The sequence below is a fragment of the Streptomyces sp. NPDC006798 genome (assembly GCF_040635975.1).
Lineage (GTDB): Bacteria > Actinomycetota > Actinomycetes > Streptomycetales > Streptomycetaceae > Streptomyces.
In genome coordinates this window covers 44,589-64,792 of sequence record NZ_JBEYIS010000018.1, presented here as the reverse complement: position 1 = coordinate 64,792, position 20,204 = coordinate 44,589, and the positions used below count along the sequence as shown (strand labels likewise).

At 70.9% G+C, this 20,204-nt stretch carries 14 protein-coding genes and 4 pseudogenes; 7 read left to right on the top strand and 11 right to left on the bottom strand.

Features of this window, described 5'->3' with window-relative positions; genetic code table 11:
- Positions 1 to 6: 6 nt before the first annotated feature.
- From ABZ714_RS14900 to ABZ714_RS14890, 3 genes are all read left to right on the top strand, one after another.
- Positions 7 to 1,086, top strand: coding sequence for a BTAD domain-containing putative transcriptional regulator (locus ABZ714_RS14900; RefSeq protein ID WP_358825611.1), 1,080 nt, complete (start codon positions 7 to 9; stop codon positions 1,084 to 1,086).
- Between the two features lie 229 nt (positions 1,087 to 1,315).
- Positions 1,316 to 2,455, top strand: a complete 1,140-nt coding sequence (locus ABZ714_RS14895; RefSeq protein ID WP_358825610.1) for a pyridoxal-phosphate dependent enzyme — start codon at positions 1,316 to 1,318, stop codon at positions 2,453 to 2,455.
- A complete protein-coding gene (locus ABZ714_RS14890) occupies positions 2,452 to 3,108 on the top strand; it encodes a PAS domain-containing protein (protein ID WP_358825609.1) in 657 nt (218 codons plus the stop codon). The genes ABZ714_RS14895 and ABZ714_RS14890 overlap by 4 nt, the downstream gene beginning before the upstream one ends.
- Before the next feature lie 162 nt (positions 3,109 to 3,270).
- Here ABZ714_RS14890 and ABZ714_RS14885 read toward each other — a convergent pair whose 3' ends face one another.
- The 4 genes from ABZ714_RS14885 to ABZ714_RS14870 are packed head-to-tail and all read right to left on the bottom strand — an operon-like array spanning position 3,271 to position 9,606.
- Positions 3,271 to 4,623 (bottom strand): DUF4407 domain-containing protein, encoded by a 1,353-nt coding sequence (locus ABZ714_RS14885; RefSeq protein WP_358825608.1) that lies wholly within the window; start codon positions 4,621 to 4,623, stop codon positions 3,271 to 3,273.
- Positions 4,613 to 6,301 (bottom strand): hypothetical protein, encoded by a 1,689-nt coding sequence (locus ABZ714_RS14880; RefSeq protein ID WP_358825607.1) that lies wholly within the window; start codon positions 6,299 to 6,301, stop codon positions 4,613 to 4,615. Before ABZ714_RS14880 ends, ABZ714_RS14885 begins: the two co-directional genes overlap by 11 nt.
- Positions 6,302 to 6,306: 5 nt before the next feature.
- A complete protein-coding gene (locus ABZ714_RS14875) occupies positions 6,307 to 8,772 on the bottom strand; it encodes a hypothetical protein (RefSeq protein ID WP_358825606.1) in 2,466 nt (821 codons plus the stop codon).
- A gap of 45 nt (positions 8,773 to 8,817) precedes the next feature.
- The gene (locus ABZ714_RS14870; RefSeq protein WP_358825605.1) at positions 8,818 to 9,606 is read right to left on the bottom strand and encodes a hypothetical protein; all 789 of its coding nucleotides are present in this window, start codon (positions 9,604 to 9,606) and stop codon (positions 8,818 to 8,820) included.
- Positions 9,607 to 9,928: 322 nt separating this feature from the next.
- Between ABZ714_RS14870 and ABZ714_RS14865 the strand changes: the two genes are divergently transcribed.
- The gene (locus ABZ714_RS14865; protein WP_358825604.1) at positions 9,929 to 10,486 is read left to right on the top strand and encodes a Pycsar system effector family protein; all 558 of its coding nucleotides are present in this window, start codon (positions 9,929 to 9,931) and stop codon (positions 10,484 to 10,486) included.
- 17 nt (positions 10,487 to 10,503) lie between these two features.
- Here the strand turns inward: ABZ714_RS14865 and ABZ714_RS14860 are convergent, their stop codons facing one another.
- Positions 10,504 to 11,214 (bottom strand): Crp/Fnr family transcriptional regulator, encoded by a 711-nt coding sequence (locus ABZ714_RS14860; RefSeq protein ID WP_358825603.1) that lies wholly within the window; start codon positions 11,212 to 11,214, stop codon positions 10,504 to 10,506.
- A gap of 38 nt (positions 11,215 to 11,252) precedes the next feature.
- A complete protein-coding gene (locus ABZ714_RS14855) occupies positions 11,253 to 13,325 on the bottom strand; it encodes a restriction endonuclease (protein ID WP_358825602.1) in 2,073 nt (690 codons plus the stop codon).
- A gap of 480 nt (positions 13,326 to 13,805) precedes the next feature.
- Here ABZ714_RS14855 and ABZ714_RS14850 point away from each other — a divergent pair.
- Positions 13,806 to 13,960, top strand: a pseudogene (locus ABZ714_RS14850) (IS30 family transposase); the annotation flags it as partial.
- Positions 13,961 to 14,046: 86 nt separating this feature from the next.
- On the opposite strand, the gene ABZ714_RS14845 reads toward ABZ714_RS14850, so the two are convergent.
- Positions 14,047 to 16,791, bottom strand: coding sequence for an AAA family ATPase (locus ABZ714_RS14845; RefSeq protein ID WP_358825601.1), 2,745 nt, complete (start codon positions 16,789 to 16,791; stop codon positions 14,047 to 14,049).
- Between the two features lie 19 nt (positions 16,792 to 16,810).
- A complete protein-coding gene (locus ABZ714_RS14840) occupies positions 16,811 to 17,233 on the bottom strand; it encodes a hypothetical protein (protein ID WP_358825600.1) in 423 nt (140 codons plus the stop codon).
- 493 nt (positions 17,234 to 17,726) lie between these two features.
- Between ABZ714_RS14840 and ABZ714_RS14835 the strand changes: the two are divergent.
- Together ABZ714_RS14835 and ABZ714_RS14830 are read left to right on the top strand one after the other, a co-directional pair.
- Positions 17,727 to 18,314 (top strand): annotated as a pseudogene (locus ABZ714_RS14835) (IS5 family transposase); the annotation flags it as partial.
- A pseudogene (locus ABZ714_RS14830) lies at positions 18,284 to 18,454 on the top strand (hypothetical protein); the annotation flags it as partial. The pseudogenes ABZ714_RS14835 and ABZ714_RS14830, both read left to right, overlap by 31 nt.
- A gap of 264 nt (positions 18,455 to 18,718) precedes the next feature.
- On the opposite strand, the gene ABZ714_RS14825 reads toward ABZ714_RS14830, so the two are convergent.
- From ABZ714_RS14825 to ABZ714_RS14815, 3 genes and pseudogenes are all read right to left on the bottom strand, one after another.
- Positions 18,719 to 19,288, bottom strand: coding sequence for a peptide deformylase (locus ABZ714_RS14825; RefSeq protein WP_358825599.1), 570 nt, complete (start codon positions 19,286 to 19,288; stop codon positions 18,719 to 18,721).
- Entirely contained in the window at positions 19,285 to 19,869 is a 585-nt protein-coding gene (locus ABZ714_RS14820; RefSeq protein ID WP_358825675.1) for a hypothetical protein, read from the bottom strand. Before ABZ714_RS14820 ends, ABZ714_RS14825 begins: the two co-directional genes overlap by 4 nt.
- Positions 19,870 to 20,026: 157 nt before the next feature.
- Positions 20,027 to 20,170: pseudogene (locus ABZ714_RS14815) on the bottom strand (helix-turn-helix transcriptional regulator); the annotation flags it as partial.
- Between the last annotated feature and the right edge of the window lie 34 nt (positions 20,171 to 20,204).

Below are 20,204 nucleotides of genomic sequence, written 5' to 3'. Positions count from 1 at the left end.
TCCACCATGCAGAGAGCCGGTGCCATCGACCCGGGGCTCCTCGACCAGAGCCACGGTTGGCCGGCCGTCACCGACGAACCGGCGACCGGCCCGCGTCCCGGCCTCAGGTCACCACGCGACCCGGGGACCCGTGATCCGGGGACCCGCGACCCGGGGCGGCCCGACAGCCGTCCGGGCGCACGGGGCGCCTCGGCCGCGCCGTACGACGCGGGCGCCCTCCACCGGTCACCCGTACCACCCGGGCCGGCCGCCGCCGAACGCCACACCGCCGTCACCCCGCCGCCCGCCCCGCTCCCGGACCCCGCCATCACCGACCCGGCCGGTGTCCCCGACTGCGGTGGCGGCGGCTCGGTCCACAGCGTCGGCATCCTCGGGCCCGTGGTGCTGATCGGCCCCGGCGGCTCGACCGCGCCGTCGGGTTCCGTGGTCCGCGCCCTGCTCGGCAGCCTGGCGCTGGCCCACCCCCATCCGGTCAACGCCGACACCTTCGCCACCCGGCTCTGGCCCGACCGGACGCCCGCCCAGGCCCGGCAGTGCCTGCACACCGGCGCCCACCGGCTGCGGTCCTGGCTCCAGAACGCCACCGACGGCGGACTCGGAGTCGTCACCCAGCCCTCCGGATACGTACTGACCGGCGGGGAGATGCCCACCGACCTGGCCCGCTTCCGGCACGCCGCCGAACGGTCCCGGCGGATCGCCGACCCGCTGCGGCGGCTGCGCCACCTCCAGCAGGCCCATGTCCTGTGGCGCGGCAGGCTGCTGGAGGGCGTGGCGCCGGAGTGCGTCGACCACCAGGCCCAGCAGTCCCTGATGCTGGAGCACACCGGCCATCTCCAGGACCTGGCCAGGGCGGCGCTGGAGGCCCGGCTGCCGAGGGAGGCCATCGTCGCGGCCCGCCGCGCCTGCGAGGAGGACCACTTCAACGAGTCGTCGCACGCCCTGCTGATGGACGCCCTGACGGCGGCCGGGATGCGGGTCGCGGCACTCGACGTCTACGAGCACATGCGCAACCGGCTCAACCGGTCCCTGGGCATCGCGCCGGGGGAGATCCTCAAGCAGGCCAGGGGACGGGTGATCGGCCGGTGACGACCGTCACGTCATCGGCCGGGGGCCCGTACGCCCCCGGAACCCGGCTCCTCCCCCCGGCGGCGGCACCCCTGCCCGCCGCCGGGACGGGCGGGGCCGCCCGGGGCTGAACGGGGCGCGGAGTTCCCGGAGCGGTACGGCCGGACCACGGGGGACCGGCCACCGGGAACACCCGCGCGAACCAGCCACACCCTTGACAGATATTCCAGATCTGGAAATTCTGTCCACCATGTCCACCACGACGACTCCGGCCTACCGCGACGAACGCTCCGGCCGCAGCTACCCGTTGACCGGCCCGGACCGCTGGCGCGGCGACGACGGCGCACCGCTCACCATCGGCCCCGGGCCCGGACTCGCCCCCGTCGACGTGGACACCGCCCGCCGGTCCCTGTGGCGCTACCGGGCCGCGTTCCCCGTACCGCTGGCCCCCGTCACCCTCGGCGAGGGCGCCACCCCGCTGCTCGACGGCGAATGGGACGGCGTACCGGTCGCCTTCAAACCCGAGTGGTTCAACCCCACGGGCAGCTTCAAGGACCGCGGCACCAGCCTGATGATCTCCTTCCTCGCCCACCACGGCGTCACCGAGGTGATCGAGGACAGCTCCGGCAACGGCGGCGCGTCCGTCGCCGCGTACTGCGCCGCCGCCGGGATCCGGGCCCGGATCCTCGTCCCCGCCCACACCTCACCCGCCAAAATCCTCCAGGCCAGGGCATACGGCGCCGAAGTCGAGGAGATCCCCGGCGACCGCGAAGCCACCGCCGCCGAAGCCCTGCGCCGGGCCGGGACGGGCACGGTCTACGCCAGCCACAACTGGCACCCGTTCTTCCTCCAGGGCACCAAGACCCTCGCCTACGAGATCTGGGAGGACCTCGGCTTCCGCGCACCCGACAACGTGGTCACCGTCGCGGGCGCGGGCAGTACCGTACTCGGCTGCGCCCTCGGCTTCGGCGAACTCCACGCCGCCGGACGCATCGCCCGCCCGCCCCGGCTGCTGGTCGCCCAGCCCGCCAACTGCGCCCCGCTCCACGCGGCGTTCCGCGCCGGAGCGGAGACCGAGGTCCCCGTCGACACCGCCCCGACGATCGCCGAGGGCACCGCCATCCGGCACCCGGTCCGCCTGCCGGAGGTCCTGCGCGCGGTCCGCGCCTCCGGCGGCGACTTCGCCGCGATCCCCGAGCCCGCGATCGAGGAAGCCGTACGGGGACTCGCCCGCAAGGGGCTCTACGCGGAACCCACCAGCGCCGGAGCGGCGGCCGCGGTCACCGCCTTCGCCCGCCGGGGGCTGATCGCCCCGGGGCAGACGACGGTCGTCCTGCTCACCGGCTCGGGCCTCAAGACGGACGCGGCGATGGCGAGTATCACCGGATGACCCGTACCCCCGAACCCTCGACGGCCACCGCGGACGAGCATCTGCTCCGCGAGGCCGAGAAGATCGCCACCGCGGTCGGCCGGATGTTCCCCGGCCTGTGCGAAGTGGTCCTGCACGATCTGCGCGACCCGGAGCACGCGATCCGTACCGTCGAGAACCCCCTCTCCGGCCGCGCCCCCGGCGACCCGGCCACCGAACTCGGCCTGGCCCGGGCGGCGGACCCCGGATTCCCCGACGTCGTCCAGAACTACGCCAACCACCTCCCCGACGGCCGCCCGCTGAAAAGCACCTCCATCGGAATCCGCAACGCGCACGGCGACTACATCGGCGCGCTCTGCCTCAACCTCGACGTCTCCGTACTCGACCGGGTCACCACGGCCCTCACCCGCCTCACCGCCACCACCGCCGACGCGCCGGTACCCGAGACACTCGCGCCCCGGACCCTCGACACCCTGCGCTCCGCCGCCGCCCAGCTCGCCGCCGAACACGGCCTCACGCCCCGCGAACTCCCCCCGGCGGCCCGCCGCGAACTGGTCCGCACCCTGCGGGCCGAGGGCTATCTCGACCTCAAACACGCCACATCGACGCTGGCGACACTGCTCGGCGTCTCCCGCTCCACGATCTACAACGCCCTCGACGCGGCTTCGCCCTGATTTCCGCCTCGCGCCCGGCGGCTGAATCTCGTTTGCGGCCTGCGGGCCGTGGGTGGCTTGTCGCGCGGTTCCGCCCCCTGGTTGCTCCTGCTCTCGGCCTTTGAAAGGGCCGGCACTTCTCACAGGGCGGCGCCCCGGAGGGACAAGGCCCTCCGGGGCCTCCTACACGCCCACCCCCCGCGCCCGCAGCAGGCGTTCCGTACGGGCGTCCAGCTCCTCCCGTTCTTCCGCCGCGCGTTCCGAACGGGCCCGCTGGTACTCGCGCTCGGTGCGGTCCTTGCGGTCGGCCGCGTCCTGCTCCGAGCGGTGGCGGCGCACCTCGTGTTCGAGCCGGGCGCAGTCGAGCTGGACCTGAAGCTCCTCGGTGTGCCTGCGGCGGCTCGCCGCGTACCGGGCGCCGAGCAGGGTGTCGTACGTGGTGGAGCCGCCGAGCACCTTCGCCAGGACCGGCATCGCGTCCAGCGCCAGCAGCAGCAGATGCAGCACCACGGTGAGGAAGAGGGCGAAGCCGTCGGAGGCCGCCACCTCCTTGAGGCCGTGGGCCCGGGTGAGGATGCCGTCCGTGTCGAGGTCCGCCGCCCGCCGCTCGGTCTTGGCGTCGACGGCCCGCTGGAGCGCGGGCCGGTAGCCGTCGGCGGCCCGGTCCTTGCGGGCGCCCAGCTCCCGGGCTTCGGCGACGAGTCCGGCCAGTTCCCTCTCGTACGTCCCGATCCGGCTGGTCTCCCGGAACGCCGAGGTGGCGGCCCTGGCCCGTTCGCAGGTGACGGAGACGTCCCGGCCGCCGCCGCGCCGCACCCAGTACTTGGGGCCGCACAGCCGCTGCTCGGCCGCCAGTTTGCCGTCGAGGGTCCGGTTCAGGCCGTCGACCTGGGTCCGCAGGGTTCCGGCCCGTTTGGTGGTCTGCTCGATCTGCCGGCCCAGTTCGGCCGGTGAGCCCGGCACCTTCAGCTGGTACGCGCCGCACTCGGCGCGCCCGGTGGTGTCGGCGCCGTCCGTCGGATTGCAGGAGACCAGCATGCCCCGGTAGCCGGCGACCTTCCGCTCGTTGCCGACGGCGATCTCCTGCCGGATCTCCTTGTCGAAGATCTGGAAGAGGACGGGTTCGGCGATGAAGAGTCCGAGCAGCACCGAGAGAAAGAACCGGACTGCCAGGGTCCACTTCTTGACGCCGGTGCCATGGGTGCTCGACACCAGCCAGGCGTCCAGCGCCAGGATCGCCCAGAACCAGATGACGGCCACCAGCGCGACGGCCGCCCAGGGCAGATCCGACCGGAAGCTGCCCAGGGCCAGGGCCATCGAGACCGCCCCGAACAGGGCCGTATTGACCACCAGCGCGCCGTACCAGGTGTAGCGGGTGCGCTCCTCCGGCACCCAGTCCAGCAGGGGCTCGTCCACGCCGATCAGCCGGCGCAGCCGGGCCCCGTGGCCGGGATCGGGCGGCGCGGGCAGCTCGGGGCCCCGGCCGTCGTCGAAGTCCCCGTCGGCCACGGGGCGCAGCGGGGTGTCAGTCGCCAAGGTGTGCCTCCTGGTTGGCCAGGTCCCAGCCGTCGTCGTCCGGTTCGTCCACGGAGCCGGGGCCGGGGCCGGAGCCGGGGCCCTTCGGGCCGGGGGCCGCCGGCTCCGGCTCGGCGGGCCGTCGGGCGGCCCCCTGGTCCAGCTCGCCCTTCGGTTCGGCGGCGGTCGTCTCCCGGCCGTCCACCGACCGCCCTTCGACCGACCGCCCTTCCACGGTCCTGCCGTCGACGGTCCGCCCGTTCACCGGCCGCCCGTCCGTGGACCGCTCCCCGGCGGGCCAGTCGCCGCCCGACGCCGGGGACTGGTCGTAGGGGACGTCACCGAGGCTGTTGATGAAGGCGTCCGCGTCGTGTACGGAGTCGAAGAGCCCCCGGTCGATGGCGCGCCGGAACACATCCGCCCGGGTCGCGAGCTGCTCCCTGGCCCAGGTGCTGCGGTCCTGCCGCAGCTCGGCCGCGTCCGCGCGGTCCTCCTGGCGGCGCAGCACCCGGTCCTCGCGGTCCAGATTCCACTGCCGCTGCTCCTCCTGCCGCAAAGCCGCGGCCTCCTCCTGCCGTTCGGCCCGGTCCAGCTCCTCGCGGCGGACGTCCCGCTCGACGCCGTACCGCCGTTCCTCGCGGTCCAGTTCGTCCCGGCGCCGCAGCTCCTCCCGGTCCAGCCGGACGACTTCCTCCCGCCGCTCGGCCCGCTCCTTCTCGGCCTGCCGCAGCCGCCCGGCCAGCTCGTCGGCGCTGATGTCGCCCTGCTGCCAGGCCAGGAAGTCCGCCGCCGCCGGATCGGAGTCGATCAGCCGGACGTCCTCGGCCAGTTCGGCCCTGGCGGCCCGGTTGCCGCGCGCCTTGAGGATCAGTTCGTGCTCCTGGGCGTCGGAGCCGACGATCCGCTCGTAGCGGGTACGCAGGGTGTCGAGGCCCTGCCGGTTGCGCTCCTTGTCCAGCTCCTCGTCCCGGCGGTTCTCCTCCTCCAGATCGGCCTGGAGCCGCCGCAGCTCCTCCCGCTTCAGCTGCAATTTGGCCTTGCGCTCCTCCCGTTTGAGGGCGGCTTCCTGGTCCAGCTCCTCCCGCTGGAGGTCGCGTTCCTGCTCCAGCCGGGCCCGTTCCATGTCGGCGGTGAGCGCCGTCATCTCCTCCGGCGAGAAGACCTGGACGAGGCTGCGCCGTACCCGCATCCCGGAGACCACGGCCGGGCGCATCTCGTGATACGCGGTCAGCCGGGCGTCGATCCTGGCCCGCAGCACGGCCGAGGCGTCGACCGGCAGGTCCCGGCCGTCCTCGGTGAGTCCGGGCACCTCCCGCAGATGGGCCGTGAGCAGCGCCTCGACATCGGTGACCCCGTCGCGTACGACGGCGCACGGGTCGGTCACCGTACAGCTGAACACGGTCCTGACCGTGAATTCGGCGGTCCCGGCCGACGGGACGCGGGTCTCCACCGTCACGGGCGTCTCGACCCGCAGATCGACGACGGTGACGGAGGCGGCGCCGAGCACCACCGGGTCGTCGGCGCGCAGCAGCCCGTGGTCGGTGACGTACTCCTCGCCGACCCGGAAGACCCGGACGTGGTGGGCGGCGATCAGAGGCAGTCCGTCTTCGTCCCGGGTCGCCCGGCGCCGCAGGAAGCCGCCCCGCTTCTCCGGTGTGCCGTACTCCCGCTGCGAGACGAGCGGGTAGTTCTTCGCCATGCCTGTCATTCCTCCGTGCTCAATACGGCGGTGAGAAAGGTGTCGATCACTTCGGCGGCCGGACCGTCCGTGCCGGTGCCGGTGCCGGTGCCGGTGCCGGTGCCGGAGGCGGGCCCCGTGCCGGTGCCGGTTCCGGAGCGGGTGCCGGTCCCCGTACCGGTCCCGGTGGCGGCCCGGGTCAGGGCCGTGACGAGCCGGGTCCGCTCACCCGGGCCGAGGGCCGTTCCGACGGCCCGGCCGAACCGGTCGGCCGCCTTGCCCGGCTCGGCCGCGACGGCGGGGAGATCCCGCAGGACGGCGGCGAGCGCCCGCAGCGCTTCGCCCCGGTGGGGCCGGTGCTGAAGCACCCGCGCCCACAGCTCCCCGAGGACTTCGGTGCGGCGGGGCTCCCGCTCCAGGACCCGGGCGCAGACCATCCGCCCGGTACGGGTGTCCCGGGCCCGCAGCACGGTCAGTACGGTCGTCAGCACGGCCGTCCGCTTCTCCCACGAGAGCTTCCGGCCCGGGTCGCGGAGCCGGAACGCCAGCGGCCGCAGGACGGCGCCGGTGTCCTCCCCGCACTCCGTCTGGATCGCGACGAGACCGGCCGTCGCGAGCATGGCGCTCGCGGCGAGCAACGGGGTCCGCTGCTGTGCCAGCCGCAGCAGGATCGTCACCGCGTCCGTGGGGAACCGGACCCCCAGCGCCCCGCTGAAGGCCGCGGCGGCCGTGGTACGCGTCGTGATGTCGCCCGAACCGGCCCAGTCCCGGGCGATCGCCAGCGCCGTCACCGCCAGACTCTCGTCCAGACACATGCACTGGAGCACCAGCGCGGCCGTCGTCCGCCCGCCCGCCCCCGCGGCCCCGGCCGCCCAGGGCCGCAGATAGCTCTCGGCGACCTCCTCGAAGGCGGGCCGGGTGAGCAGGGCGAGCCCCTGGGCGACCGAGAGCTGGAGCGCCGGACCCGGCCCGGCCGACACCAGGTCCGTCAGCCACCCCCGTACCCCGTCCCAGTACGGCGTCGCCCGCAGCGCCCACAACTCCTCCAGCACCCACGACCGGTAGGACGCCTGCGGGAAGACCAGGGCCGTACGCGTCAGCGCGCCCTGCTTCCGCCGCCGTACGTGCACCAGCGCGTTCCGGCCCAGCGACTGTCTGCGGTCCGCGGCCCGCCGGGCGGCCGCCGCCTGCTCCTCCTCCGTCACCGGCGCCGGGAAGACCGGCGCCAGCCGGGCCTCCAGCAGCACCTGACAGGTCTCGAAGTCGCGGTAACCGGCTCCGGTGACGAACGCCAGGGCCGTGATCTCCGCCCACTCCTGCGGGGTGCGGTCCGCGGTGAACCAGTCCCGTACGGGCTGCGCCGCGCCGCTGCCGTACTCCGGCCACACCTCGGCGGGCGGCGCGCCCCCGGCGATCCGCTCAGCCGCCTCGGCGACCTCGGCGACCCGGCAGCCCTCCGGCATCAGCTCGACGGCCGCCGCCACGGTCTCCCCGGCGCACCCGGCCCGTACCAGCCGGACCCGCAGTACCGCGGGCAGTTCGGGCTCCCGCCACTCCACATGCCGTACGGCTTCCACACCGACCGGGCTCCGGACGGTGGTCACCACCAGATGGGCGCCGTGCTCGCGGACCGCGTCCCGGACCCGCCGCCAGTCGAAATCGGCGTTGTCGCCATTGCCGCCGTTGCCGGTGTTCCGGGCGGGCGAGACGTCGGACCCGGCGGACTCGCCCGTCCAGTCCAGCAGGACGTAACCGACACCCGGATCGAAGGGGACCCGGCCGCTCGCCAGATCGTCCAGACTGCGGCTGGGGGAGAGGACCACCAGGTCGGCGCGTTCGGCGACCCCGGAGACGAGCTTCACGGCACCGGACCGCTTGCCCGAACCGGGCGGTCCGAAGACGACCACGACCCCGTCGCGTTCCAGGGCGCGCGCCGCCTCGTCGAAGCATTCGGAGGGTTCCACGTACGGGGCGATGATCGCGTCCGCCTCGCGGGCGCCCAGCCGGCCGACGGCCCGGCGGCGGGCGTTGTCGGGGTCGGCGCTGGAGATGCCGAAGAGGGCGCGGGAGGCGTTCAGCTCGCCGTAGAAGTACTGGTTGACGTTGTTGTGCCGGACCTGCTCGCGCTTCCCGGACTCACCGGGTGATTCGGCCGCGTCCGCCGTGGCGGTCTCAGCGGGCCGGTCGGTCTCGGCAGTCTTGTCAGTCTTGTCAGGCGGCTCGGACGGCTCGGACGGCTCGGACGGCTCGGGCGGCTCCGGGGGCTCGGAAGGCCCGGCCTCGTCGGGCGGTCCTGCCCCGTCGGGCGGTCCGGGCGGTTCCGGCGGCTCGGGCTCGGGCGGGGAGCCGGACCCCTCGTCGGCGGATATCACCGCCTCGGGGTTCTCGGGCGGGCGCTCCGGGCTGCCGGTGTCCGCAGTGTCCGACGCGTTCGCCGCCTTGCCCCGCTCGGGCTGTTCGTCCGGTTCTGCGCTCTGTGCTCGGTCTCTCACGTCGCTCGGTCTCTCAGGTGTCCCACGTACGTTCAAGGCAGTCGCTCACGATCGATTCGAGATCCCGAAGACGGCACCCTGGGCATGGACGGTTCCGTTGAATGCCTGAACCACCTGTTCCCTGGGAGCAGTCGGCGCACCAGGGGGGCGCGCACCGGGAGATTCACCACCGCTGTCACCACAGGGCGCCGAAGCGCCGCCGCCCCGGCCCCCTTCCCCCGCCCCCTCCCCGGCGGCGGAGCCGAGGTCGAGGGCCCGGGAGTCGTACCCCGGCACCCAGATCCAGATCCGGCCCGCGTACTCCTTCTCCACCACCGGGACCTCACGGAAGTCCCCGGCCCTGATGGTCGTATACGCCTCGCCGATCATGTCGTTGAAGACGGTCGAGGAGACCGCCAGCGCCAGACAGGCGTCCGGCGCCGAGGCCAGCGCGCTCCGCAGCGGCCCGCTGTCGAGCATCCGCCCGATCTCGACCGGCGCCCGCCCCTCGAAGCCGTTGGCGGCGGCCCGCGCCGTACCGAAATGCACCGCGGCCCGCAGCCGCAGCCACGCCTCGCGCACCCGGTTGCGGTTGAACTCCCGCAGCCCGGCGTCCAGACAGCGCATGAAGGTGTCCACGAGATCGGGCTCGGACGCCCCCTCGGGCAGTACGGCGAAGACGGAGTCCCCGCCGATCTGCGTCTCCCACCGCTCCCGCGCGAGACCCGCCGCCGCGGCGGCCTCGGCCAGCAGCCGCGAGATCGCCTCCTGGAACTGCCGCTGGGTCACCACGTCGACCCGGCCGTAACCCTTGGCGTCGACGGCCAGCAGCAGCCTGCGACCGAACGTTCCCATGCTCGAACTCCCCGTTGACTCAAGTGGAGCCGCACCCCGGGGACGGTGGTCCGGGGCACGGCTCCGGTACGGCCCGGCGCCCGCACCCCCGATGTCCCCCGACATACGGGCGCCGGTAAGAGCAGTCGTACACGCCCCTCGCCCCGTGAACCCCGTCGAAGTACGGGATGCGGAAAGATGCGCAAACTACCGGCCGTACGAAGGGTTACGGACCAGTACGCCGACGGCCCCGGCCCCGTCTCGCCGAATCCCGCAGAAATCCCAGGTCGGCCGCCCGGAGTTCGGGCCTACTAAACGGGTCCCCACCACCAGGAGGAGCCGGATGCCGCCCGTCACGCCCATAACCGCCCCCGCCACCATGGCCACGCGCCCCGAAAACCACCCCGACACCCGCCCCGCCCAGCTGATGTTCACCGCCCTCCACACCACGCACCAGCACGCCGACACCAAGGCGGGCATCCTCGCCGCGGCCCAGGCCGCCCTCGTCGGCACGGCGGGCGCCTGGAGCGCCCCCGCCCTGCGCACCGCGGCCGACGGCGGCGCCAAGGGACTGATCGCCGGGGCGCTGCTGATCGTCTTCCTCGGCGCGATGGCCGCCGGGGCGGGCTGCCTGGCGGCCGTCCTCCGCCCCCGGCTGCTGCGCCCCACGAACGCCAACCGCTACAGCTTCGTCCATCTCACCTCGGGCCCCGACATCCTGCCCGCCCGCGACGACGAGGAGTCCCCAGGCCGGGAACGGCTGGAACTCTCCCAGACGATCCGCTTCCTCTCCCAGGTCGCCGTCCGCAAATACCGCTGGGTCACGGCGACCGTGGTCTGCACCTCGGTGATGGGCGGCTGCGCGGGCACCCTGATGGTGCTCCGCCCGATCCTGACCTGACCTCCACTCACGGCACCTCAGCCGTCGGGCGCCAGATCCCCGATCTCCCGCAGCCGCCCCAGATCCCGGATCACCGTCGACCCGTACCCGGTCTCCAGCAACCCGTCCTCCCGCAACTCCCGCAACCCCTTGTGCACGGTGGTCTCGGCGGCCCCGGTGAGGGCCGCCAGCTCCGGCTGCGTCAGCCGGCACCCCAGCACCATCCCGCCGTCGTCCCCGCCGTCCCCGGGATGCCCGTACGACGTCGCCAGCTCCACCAGCAACCGCGCCAGCCGCACCTTCGCCGGATACCCCCGGAAGTCCAGCCGCCGCCGGTTCGCCCACCGCAGCCGCCCCGCGACGATCCCGGTCAGCGCCAGATGCACCTCGGGCCGCCGCACCAGCAGCGCGTGCAGCACCGCCGACGTCACCACCCGCGCCTCCACCACCCCGCAGGCGGTCACGGTCGCCGACCGGGGAGCCCCGTCCATGGCGGCCATCTCCCCGACGGTCTCCCCACCGACCCGCACCGCCAGCAGCGACTCCTCCCCGTTCTCCACCCGCGCGGTCACCTTCGCGAACCCGGACAGCAACAACACGACATGCCGGTCTAGATCCCCCTCCCGCAACACGACCTCCCCGGCCCGGAACCGCGCGGCGACCCCCAACCCCGTCAACTCCCGCCGCGCGTCCCCGGACACGACCCCGAGCAGACTCCGCCCGGGCCACTCCCCGGAGCCGTACACCATCCCGATCCCTCCGATCGACGACAGGGGCCGCCGGGCCGCTACTCGACCTCGATGCCGTAGTCCTGGATCAGCTCCTCCAGACCACCCCGGTAGCCCCTGCCGCCGGGGACGAACTCCCAGTCGCCATTGGCCCGGCGGCGGAAGGATCCCAGCACGAGGGCCGTCTCACCGGGACGGCCGTCGGAGACCTCCAGCTGGTCGAGCGGCGAGCCCCCGGAGTCCAGCAGCCGGATCCCGGCCCGGGTGAACCCGGACAGATCGGCGGCCGGATTGACCTCGGGATCGACGGCGGCGACGACCACGAGCCGGTTGGCCCGCGCGGGCAGGTCGTCGAAGGACACCTGGATCGCGGCCCGGTCCGGCGGGACGGCCGGAAGGGCGCGTACCGCACCGTCCGGCGTACGCGGATTGTTGAAGAAGACGAAGTGATCGTCATCCAGGACGCGATTGTCCCGGCAGACCAGCGCGCAGACGTCCAGGGCGACACCACCGGACCAGAACATGCCCAGCACGTTGTGCCCCTCCGGGCCCGGCCCGGGATCCGGCTCGGCGGCCCGCTGCGCGGGCACCCGGCGCCCGTCACCACCGCCGTCGCCCAGCCGCCCCCGGAGCCCGTGCCGGTGCAGCAGATCCACCAGCTCGGCACCCGACACCAGCTCCAGGGGCTTGCCGTCGGCGAAGGTGTGCGAACCCGGGCCGAACCCCGAAGTCGTCACCAGGACTCCCTTGTTGGCGCCCGCGTCCTGGACTGTGCCGTACAGATCACGGACGGCCGTCGGCGGCACGGTACCGCGATACCGCTTGACCTGCACGACGATCTTCCCGCCCCGGATCGGTGTCGGATCCAGCGCGTCGACGTCCACCCCGCCGTCATTCGACCGCTGAGTCGTCACAGCCTGCATCCCCATCGCCCGGAACAGCTCGGCGACCAGTTCCTCGAAGGCCACCGGGTCCATCGCGTACAGATCAGGATCGTCGTCCCCGCCATGGGTGACGACCCCGCCGCCGACGTCCTCCGGGACCCGGCCCGGCCGTACGGGCGCATACTGGTCCGGCCGCGTCGACAACTGCCCCCGCAGACCGTCCACCAGGCAGTTGACCGCGTTGACCTGCTCCAGATGCAGCCCGGCGAAGGCCGCACGGGTGGCCATGACGGTACCGAGGACGATGGACCCCCGCCGCCCGGTCGTCGGATCGTGATCGTCCACGAACCCGTTCAGCGCCACCGACTCCAGCGCCCCGAACTCGTCCGCCGCGAAGAGATCCCGCAGCACCAGCAGCAGACACTGCGCGAGAACGTCCCGATACAGGGCCCGGCGCTGCCCGACCGGCCGGGGCGCCTCCTTCTCCTGATCGGCATTGACCATGTACCGCACCGACTTGGCCTCCGGTACGACGTCGTACCGGGGCAGCTCCCAGTTCAGCACCAGCTGACGCGCACCGGAGTCGTACGCGGCGGACACCTGCCGGGGCAGCCCGTCCGGCCACCCCGTCGAGGCGTACAAAGCAGCCGAGAAATATTCCACCGCGGCCCCCGCGTCACCGTCCCGCAGCCCCACCGTCATCTCCGCGATCCCCGCGTTGTGCCGCCGTATCTCCCCCAACCGGGCGTCCGCCCAGCGCCGGTACTCCCGCTGATACGCGGCCAACTGCCGCTGCCGCTGCCCCTCCGCGGCCTGCGCCGCCGCCCAGTCCCGCTCGAACCGCGACCGGGCCTCCGCCTGCGCCTGAGCCCGCCGCGCAGCCGTCCACCCCCCACCCTGCGCCTGATACTGCTGCGGATCGGGCATCCGCAGCGGAACCGCCAACTGCCCCGGCGCGAACGGCTCCACCTCCTCCACCCGCCGCAACGACTGCACCCGGAACGCCGGCGCCCCGCACCCCGCCGCCAGCAGCCCCTGCAACACCTCGACCCGCGCCTCTATCTCCGCCGTCCGCCGCCGAGCCTCGGCCTCCCGCTGCTCCCGGTAGCTCCGCTCCGCCTGCCGCTGATAGGCACGCTGCTGCCTCTCCTGCTCCCGTACGAACCTGGCCTGCGCCTCCCGCTGCCGCTGCTGCTGACGCTGCGCCTCGGCCCAGATCCCGACCAACCCATCGGAGCGACGGCTCATGCTCTCCCGGCCTCCCCACCAGCGCCCCGGCACACCTGTTCCGGGACCCCGACCCCATTACCAGTAGTGATGACCCGACTCTAGTAGGCGACGACGAACCGGCCCATGCCCTTGCGCCAGATCACCCACGACTCGGCGCCCTCACCGAGCCCCCCACCGTCCGCAACCGCGCCACCCGCCCCCTTGGGAACGCCCGCCGCATGCCGGAGGCCCTGTCGTCCCGATGGGCGACAGGGCCTCTGACCTGCTGGTTTAGCGTGCCCCCGGCAGGATTCGAACCTGCGACACCCGCTTTAGGAGATTTCCCTGATCAAGGTCGTGACCTGCGGAAACGCCACCATAGCTGCGCTCTACCTGGCGAAACGCGCCTCGGCGGTCCTTACATCTACCCAGGGTTTCCCGGCCTCATGTGTGCTGAATCCGTTCTTGGCGGGCCCGCTTGAGTCGACGGACTTGGACGGGGGAGTACCTTGTCGTTCCCTGAGGCGCTGCTTCCCGAAGCCGAGGAGCGGGGCCTGGCAGTCCACACCTGTGAACTCCTCGACGCCGTCGCGGCCCGGCTCAACAGCCGTCCACGCAAAACGCTCGGCTTGGAAACCCCAGCCGAGTGCCCACACAAAATGCTCGTGGCTTGATCAACACGACCACATGTTGCAACGAACCCTAGAAACCACCCGGACGACGAGAGGCCATTCTCACCGCTTTCGCCGTGCCTCGCCTGTCATCGCCGCCACAGCACCTTCGCCCTGCGCTCACTGCCGTATCCCAGCCCGTGCCGGTAGATCTCAGCAACCCAGTAGCGACCGTCGTCGCCGCGGGAGAAAACCCCCGAGTCGACGAGCAGGTCCGCGTCCTCCACGGAGATCCCTACCTCCTCCAACTCGAAGGGAACTGTCACCGGCTGACGTACCTGCTGAAGCTGGCTCAACAGTTCGCCGACTTCCTGGTTCTCCTGGCGAATTGAGTCGATCTTGTTTGTGCTGCAGGCGAGCAGCGCTTTGCGCATGGCTCCAGGAACCAGAACACGGTCTTCCCAAGTCGTCTGGGGAATAGAGAACTGAGCTGCCTCCGACAGAAACACAACAACGTCCCTGGCCTGCACCTGATCCTTGAAGTCTCCGAGAGCGGCGGGAACCCAGAGATGTGAACGTGCTTCCCTGGACTTCTCGGTTCCCATCTTCCAGCCCCATACCGGGATGAGGGTCTCCACCAGTTCGTCGTACGACAACTCGGTGATCTGGGACTCGGCCGCAGGTTTAGGCAGCGCTCCGGCGTGAACGGTTACCCAGAGCGCTAGCCGCAGTGCCTCTTCCTTGTTCCAGCGCAGCGCATAGGGATTGTGCCGAGCCAGGAGCTGTCCGCTGTTCTGGCGTACCGCGCGTGTCACCAGATCTTGACGGACGAAGACCACCAGCCCAAGTGGGCGTCCCCGCAGTGACCGGAGCCATGCGAGGACATCGATCAGCAGTACACGCAATGCCGTGCGTTTGGACTCGTTGTCGAGTGATTGTAGAAGGTCCTCAAGTCCGTCGATGACGAATACTGCCCGCGCACGTCTGCCGAGTTCGGTGAGGGCTTCTTCCGCGCTACTGCTTTCCGGTGGCCGTACTCCTGCCGCGATGGCCAGGCATTCAAGCCACAAGTGCCGCCACTGAACCTCGTCTTGCGTGTCGAGCGTCGTGAGTGCTGTCTTGAGCCGGTCCTTGATTTCCTGAGTTGTGGCGACCTGATTCAGATCGCCACCGTGCCCTCTCGCGAATGCCTCCCGCAAATTCTGTGTTGTCAGGTCGTCATATTCAAGATTGTCCGACTCCAGTACCGGGACTACGGGAATATCCAGTTGAACGCCTTTGATGCCGGACTGTTCGGCAAACCTGTCCCACGACTGAGCGGCGCATGCTTTCGCATACAGGAAGGTCTTTCCCGCGCCCTTGGCACCCACGACGAGTGCCAGAGGCGGTTCCGTCCGGTGATCTCCTAGCAGTCTGCGCAGCGGATCAGTGACCAGGAAACCACTGGCCGACGACATGCCTTCCCGTTCGGCGTAGATGAATCGCTGAGCGGTATCCGCAAGCCGACGACGCAGCGTGGTGTGATCGACAGGAGCCGCCGACTCCTTGGCGACGGGCGCGACCGGAGCGACCGAAGTGGGCACGATCGGGTCCAGTACATCGGCCACCTTGCAGTTCTCCAGTACCCGCAGCACAGCGTCCCAGGGCGAGGGAAGCGCGAGCAACTCTTCCCGGAACGGGCTGAGTAGAGGTTGGGAAAGGAGGCCCGTGTCCACCACTTCGCCGGTGTCGCGGGCCTCGGTGTCCGGTCCAGTGTCCGGGCGTCGGAGCGACGCGAACAGGGCACTGCCGAGCTCATTGCGAGCGCGTTCCACCTGATCCTCGTGCACATCCTGCCGGTACTGCGTGATGATCGTGGAACTCGCCGGGTCGACGCCCTGAAGCGTTGGTGCTCGGTGTCCCAGCTGCCGCAGCAGTCTCTCGGTTCCGGCGAGCGACTGGTGGCTCAGAGTGGTGACGAAAACGCGCTGGACACGAGGGTCGAGCAAAATCGGGGCGGACAATTCGGTTGCTCCCGCGCGCAGGTCCACCACGACGGTGTCCGCGCCGACACGGGCGGCGAGTGCCGCGAGCGCCTCGGTCAGGAAGTAGGGCGAGCGTCCAGGCGTGAGTAGATCTGCCGGATCGATCCGGGGCGGGCCGAGAAGTGGCCTCCGACTGCTCGGGACCACGGTCACGCGTCCCCCGCTGTATCGGCCGACCTGCTGATTCGGCAGATACGCGGCGGCAATGTCCACGGCTGCCGACCAGCTGCCGTCCTCGGCCCCCTGTAGGAGGGCGAGCAGGTCCTCGTAACAGAAGTCGAGCTGACCTCCCTGGGCTCTGTGCATCCAGGTGATCCCGGGAGCCTCCAGGTCTGCGTCGACCAGCAGGACGCTGCCGCCGCGCTGGGCCACGGCGTTAGCCATGGCGACCGCGTGGAGCGTGCGGCCGACACCGCCTTTGAACGAGTGGAATGCCACCAGCTGCACGTCGTCAGCGAAGGATTCGTCCAGGGGTCTGTCCAGCGAGTGCGCCAGCTGAGGAGTGATGTGCTTTTCCCGGAGCAGTGGGATGCGCCGAGGCTGGCTCGCGTTCTCCGGTTCGGGGCTGAGCATGACTGGCAGGCCGACGAACTCGCTCACTCGTGGATCGTCGAGCCCCAGCACCAGAGTGCCGTTGTGGCGTTCAGTAGAACCCGCTCCGAAAGCTACGTCCAGCCATCGCTTCACTTCATCGGTACCGGTGCCAGGGGAGACAACCAGCTCCAGGCCGTCCCACCAGCCGTCCGCCGCCCGCAACCAGCGGGGCCACCGACCCGCTGCGGCTAGGAGAGCCAGGTGCTCTTCCACATCCACCCAGGTGAACAGGTGCTCGGGGGGTGCCAGCCCCTCCAGGTCAGACAGTTCGGCCACGACCCTCGTACTCCTACCCTTAGTCCTGCTCGCACCAGCTGATCAACGCACGGAGTGCTTCCTGGGCGTCCTTCTCGTCTGCCGGGTCGATCTTTGCACCATAGCGCCATGCCTGATGCAAGTCGCCCAGGGCGACGGTGCCACGGGTGGAAGGGTGCATTCTGCAACTCTGGAGGCGGTCCAGCCGGGCGGCCATGGCCCGGGGAAGGCGTAGTTCCTTGGCCAGCCGGCGAAGGTCGTGGGTGGGTTCCAAGGCCCCGGAGTCACGGTGCCCCTGCCGGACGATCAGTCGTTCCTTGAGTCCGCACTCGGCGGCGTAGAACAGGAGGAGACCGACGGTGCCTCCGTCTTCGAACGCGTCGTTCGCATCAACCGACTCCGCGGAGCCGCGTAGCTGATCTCGTCTCCTCTGGAGCGCTTTGGCCCCTACCTGAAGCACCATGGTGCCATCCTGTCACCAGAGAGCCCCAGCTCTCCCCCAGCGGAGAAAGGCGGCCTCCGCCGGACGGACCCGCTCTCACTGCCGTGCCGCGTGCCGTCTGCGCCATGGCTGTACCCGCCCCCAATGAGTTCCGGGGTCTCCGGGAAGTGCCGGTCCCACCAGAAGGGCGGATACAGCAGGGCAGGGGCCCCACCCGCACGGGTGGGGCCCCTGCCCTGCTGCTTTGCTGTGCCCCGGCAGGATTCGAACCTGCGACACCCGCTTTAGAGGTCGTTTTAATCTCTGATACCCCCATATCTGACGATTCTTGAAGTGAGGGGTCGTGGTGGTGGTGAGGCGGGTGGTGTGATCGGTGCTGGTCGGCCGGATGGGGTGACGGCTGGGGCGGAGTGTGGTCTGGGCCTGTTTCATCCCAGGAAGTCGTTTCCCAAGCGCTTCCGTCATCGCGGCTGTGCGCCTGGGCGCACTCGGTTCGGGGCGGTACGCCGGAAGCATGGCGAAGCGACGTCCCTATCCGAGTGATCTGTCCGATGCCCGCTGGGAGCTGATCGAGCCGGTGCTCTCAGCCTGGCGCTTCGAGCGGCGCGGCAGAGCCCTGGACTTCGGCCGGCCGCCCGAGCACGACCTGCGCGACATCATGGACGCGATCTTGTACGTGGATCGCACCGGAGTCCAGTGGCGCTACCTCCCGCACGACTTTCCGCACTGGAACACCGTCTACGGCTACTTCGCCAAATGGGCGGACGAGGGTGTGTTCGCCAAGCTCAACGGCCTGCTCAGCCAGCTGCTGCGAAAGATGGAGGGACGGGACGGCGAACCCTCGGCGTGTGTGATCGACGCGCAAAGCGTCAAGACCTCCACCAGTGTCCCGGCCGCCGGTCAGGGCGTCGACGCGGGCAAAAAGATCGTCGGCAGGAAGCGGAGCATCGTCACCGACACGCTCGGCCTCCTACTGGCCGTGCTGGTCACCGCGGCCAGCGTGCAGGACTCGGTCGCCGGCACCCGGCTCCTGGACCAGGTCGCCGCCGAGCACCCCACCGTTCGCAAGGTGTGGGTCGACGGCGGCTACCGCCAGCACCTCGTCGAGCACGCCGCGACCCTCGGCATCGACCTGGAGATCACCGCCCGCAAGCCCGGCACCAGGGGTTTCACCCCGATCCCGAAGCGTGGGCGGTGGAGCGGACCTACGGATGGCTCATGCTCCACCGCCGCTTGGCCCGCGACTACGAAGCCCTGCCCAACCGCTCGGAAGCCCTGGTCAACCTCGCCATGACTGATCTCATGGCCCGCCGACTCACCGGCGAGAACACCATCTCCTGGCGCGACCCGAAAAGCCCCACCAAACACCCGATCCCGGGATGAAACATCGGACGAAAACGACCTCTAAGTCTGCCCGAGCACTGGCCGACCGGAGACGCCTTCCCACGACGCCGCTCAAGTAACTGAACCTGATGAGACGGCCACAGCAGATGTGGGACCTTGTGATCAAGCGCTGTCGTATACCCAAGACCGTCCAGTTTGACGGTATTCCTCGACAGGGATTGGTCCGACTCCAGCCTTCATCTGGGCGGTGTACAGGAGGCCGTCGAGGTGGTCGATCTCGTGGTGGATGAGGCGGGCGAGGCCGTGTTCGTACACGGTGGCCACGGTCTCGCCGGCGAGGGTCGTGGTCTCCACCGTGATCTCCAAGGGGCGGGGGACGAGACCACGGACGTCGAAGAAGCTCAGGCAGCCCTCGTACTGCATGTCGCTCTCCTCCACACACGCTGTGATCCTTGGGTTGAGCAGGATGATCGCCGACGCGTCCCCCGGCGGCTGGACGACGGCGGCGGCGCGGCCGATGCCGATCTGTGGGGCCGCGATGCCCATGCCCTTGGCGAAGGGGTGGACCTGGCCGATGCGGTTCAGGGCGGCGAACAGTTCGTCCACGATGCGCTCGGCCTCGCCGCGCTCGGTGGGCAGATCGAACGGTCGGGCGGGTGTGGTGAGGATGGCGGCACCCTCTTGGACGACGCCGAGGTCGCGCATCTGCTGGCTGGGCCGAACGTTCGTCAACTGAACTCCCCTTGGTTCGTCTCGTGTTCGGGTACTGCCCGGAACCGCCACTCCAAACGGTACCGAGCGTGCAGTGCGGGTGTGGGCGTGATCCACGTGAAGGCGCGCTGTTCACCATCGTCACGGCGGACGGGTGGGGTGCGGAGCGGGGAGGCTTCGGCAGTCATTGACGTCTCGGTGCCCCAGACCACGGGGTCGAGGGCGGCGGGGAAGGAGAGCTGGACTTCGAGCTGTTCCGTGGGCAGGCGGACGGCGCGCTGGAACCAGTGGCCCCATTTTTCGTCGCCGACGGTGTAGGCGTACTCGATCCAGACGGATTCGCCGGGGTAGAGCGGGAAGCGGCCGTGTTCGTTGTCGAACAGCAGCCAGACTTCCTTGGAGGCGTCACGGTCGTGCTTGGCCTGCCAGCGCATCGCTTCGCCCCCGCCGGTGGCGGTGAGGCCGAGCTTGTCCCAGGTGAGCGGATGTGTCCGGTAGTAGGCGTTGGACTGTTCCGGGTCGCCGGGGTAACGGTCGACGGAGATTCGGATCAGGTAGCGGGTGATCGGTTCGGTGCCGGTGTTCCGAAGGCGTCGGCGCATGGTGAGCCGGTACGAGCGGCCGTCGTAGTGGAGGTGGGCGGCGTCGTGTTCGACGATGAGGGCGGAGCCAGCGCCGCCAGATGGCCTTCCCGGAGTTCATGACCTCGTCGGCGAGCCGGGCGAACTCCGCGCTGGGCTTGTGACGGCCGGACTCCACGTGGCTGACGTAGGACGGATCGAAGCCCATGGCCTGCGCTAACGCCCGCTTGGACAGGCCCCGTACCTCCCGCCAGCGGGCCACCTCGGCTGCGAAGTCCTCGGCTGCCTGCTCGGCGGCGATCTCCTCGCCCTGGGTGTCCATCGAACCCTCGCCCCGTGTCATCTTCAGTGAGCAT

Bases quoted from the DNA above. Each gene is read 5' to 3' on its own strand.
- ABZ714_RS14840 (WP_358825600.1), bottom strand. From the start codon at position 17,233: ATGGTGCTTCAGGTAGGGGCCAAAGCGCTCCAGAGGAGACGAGATCAG.
- ABZ714_RS14890 (WP_358825609.1), top strand. From the start codon at position 2,452: ATGACCCGTACCCCCGAACCCTCGACGGCCACCGCGGACGAGCATCTG.
- ABZ714_RS14900 (WP_358825611.1), top strand. From the start codon at position 7: ATGCAGAGAGCCGGTGCCATCGACCCGGGGCTCCTCGACCAGAGCCAC.
- ABZ714_RS14865 (WP_358825604.1), top strand. From the start codon at position 9,929: ATGCCGCCCGTCACGCCCATAACCGCCCCCGCCACCATGGCCACGCGC.
- ABZ714_RS14870 (WP_358825605.1), bottom strand. From the start codon at position 9,606: ATGGGAACGTTCGGTCGCAGGCTGCTGCTGGCCGTCGACGCCAAGGGT.
- ABZ714_RS14895 (WP_358825610.1), top strand. From the start codon at position 1,316: ATGTCCACCACGACGACTCCGGCCTACCGCGACGAACGCTCCGGCCGC.
- ABZ714_RS14860 (WP_358825603.1), bottom strand. From the start codon at position 11,214: ATGGTGTACGGCTCCGGGGAGTGGCCCGGGCGGAGTCTGCTCGGGGTC.
- ABZ714_RS14880 (WP_358825607.1), bottom strand. From the start codon at position 6,301: ATGGCGAAGAACTACCCGCTCGTCTCGCAGCGGGAGTACGGCACACCG.
- ABZ714_RS14855 (WP_358825602.1), bottom strand. From the start codon at position 13,325: ATGAGCCGTCGCTCCGATGGGTTGGTCGGGATCTGGGCCGAGGCGCAG.
- ABZ714_RS14820 (WP_358825675.1), bottom strand. From the start codon at position 19,869: ATGCGCCGACGCCTTCGGAACACCGGCACCGAACCGATCACCCGCTAC.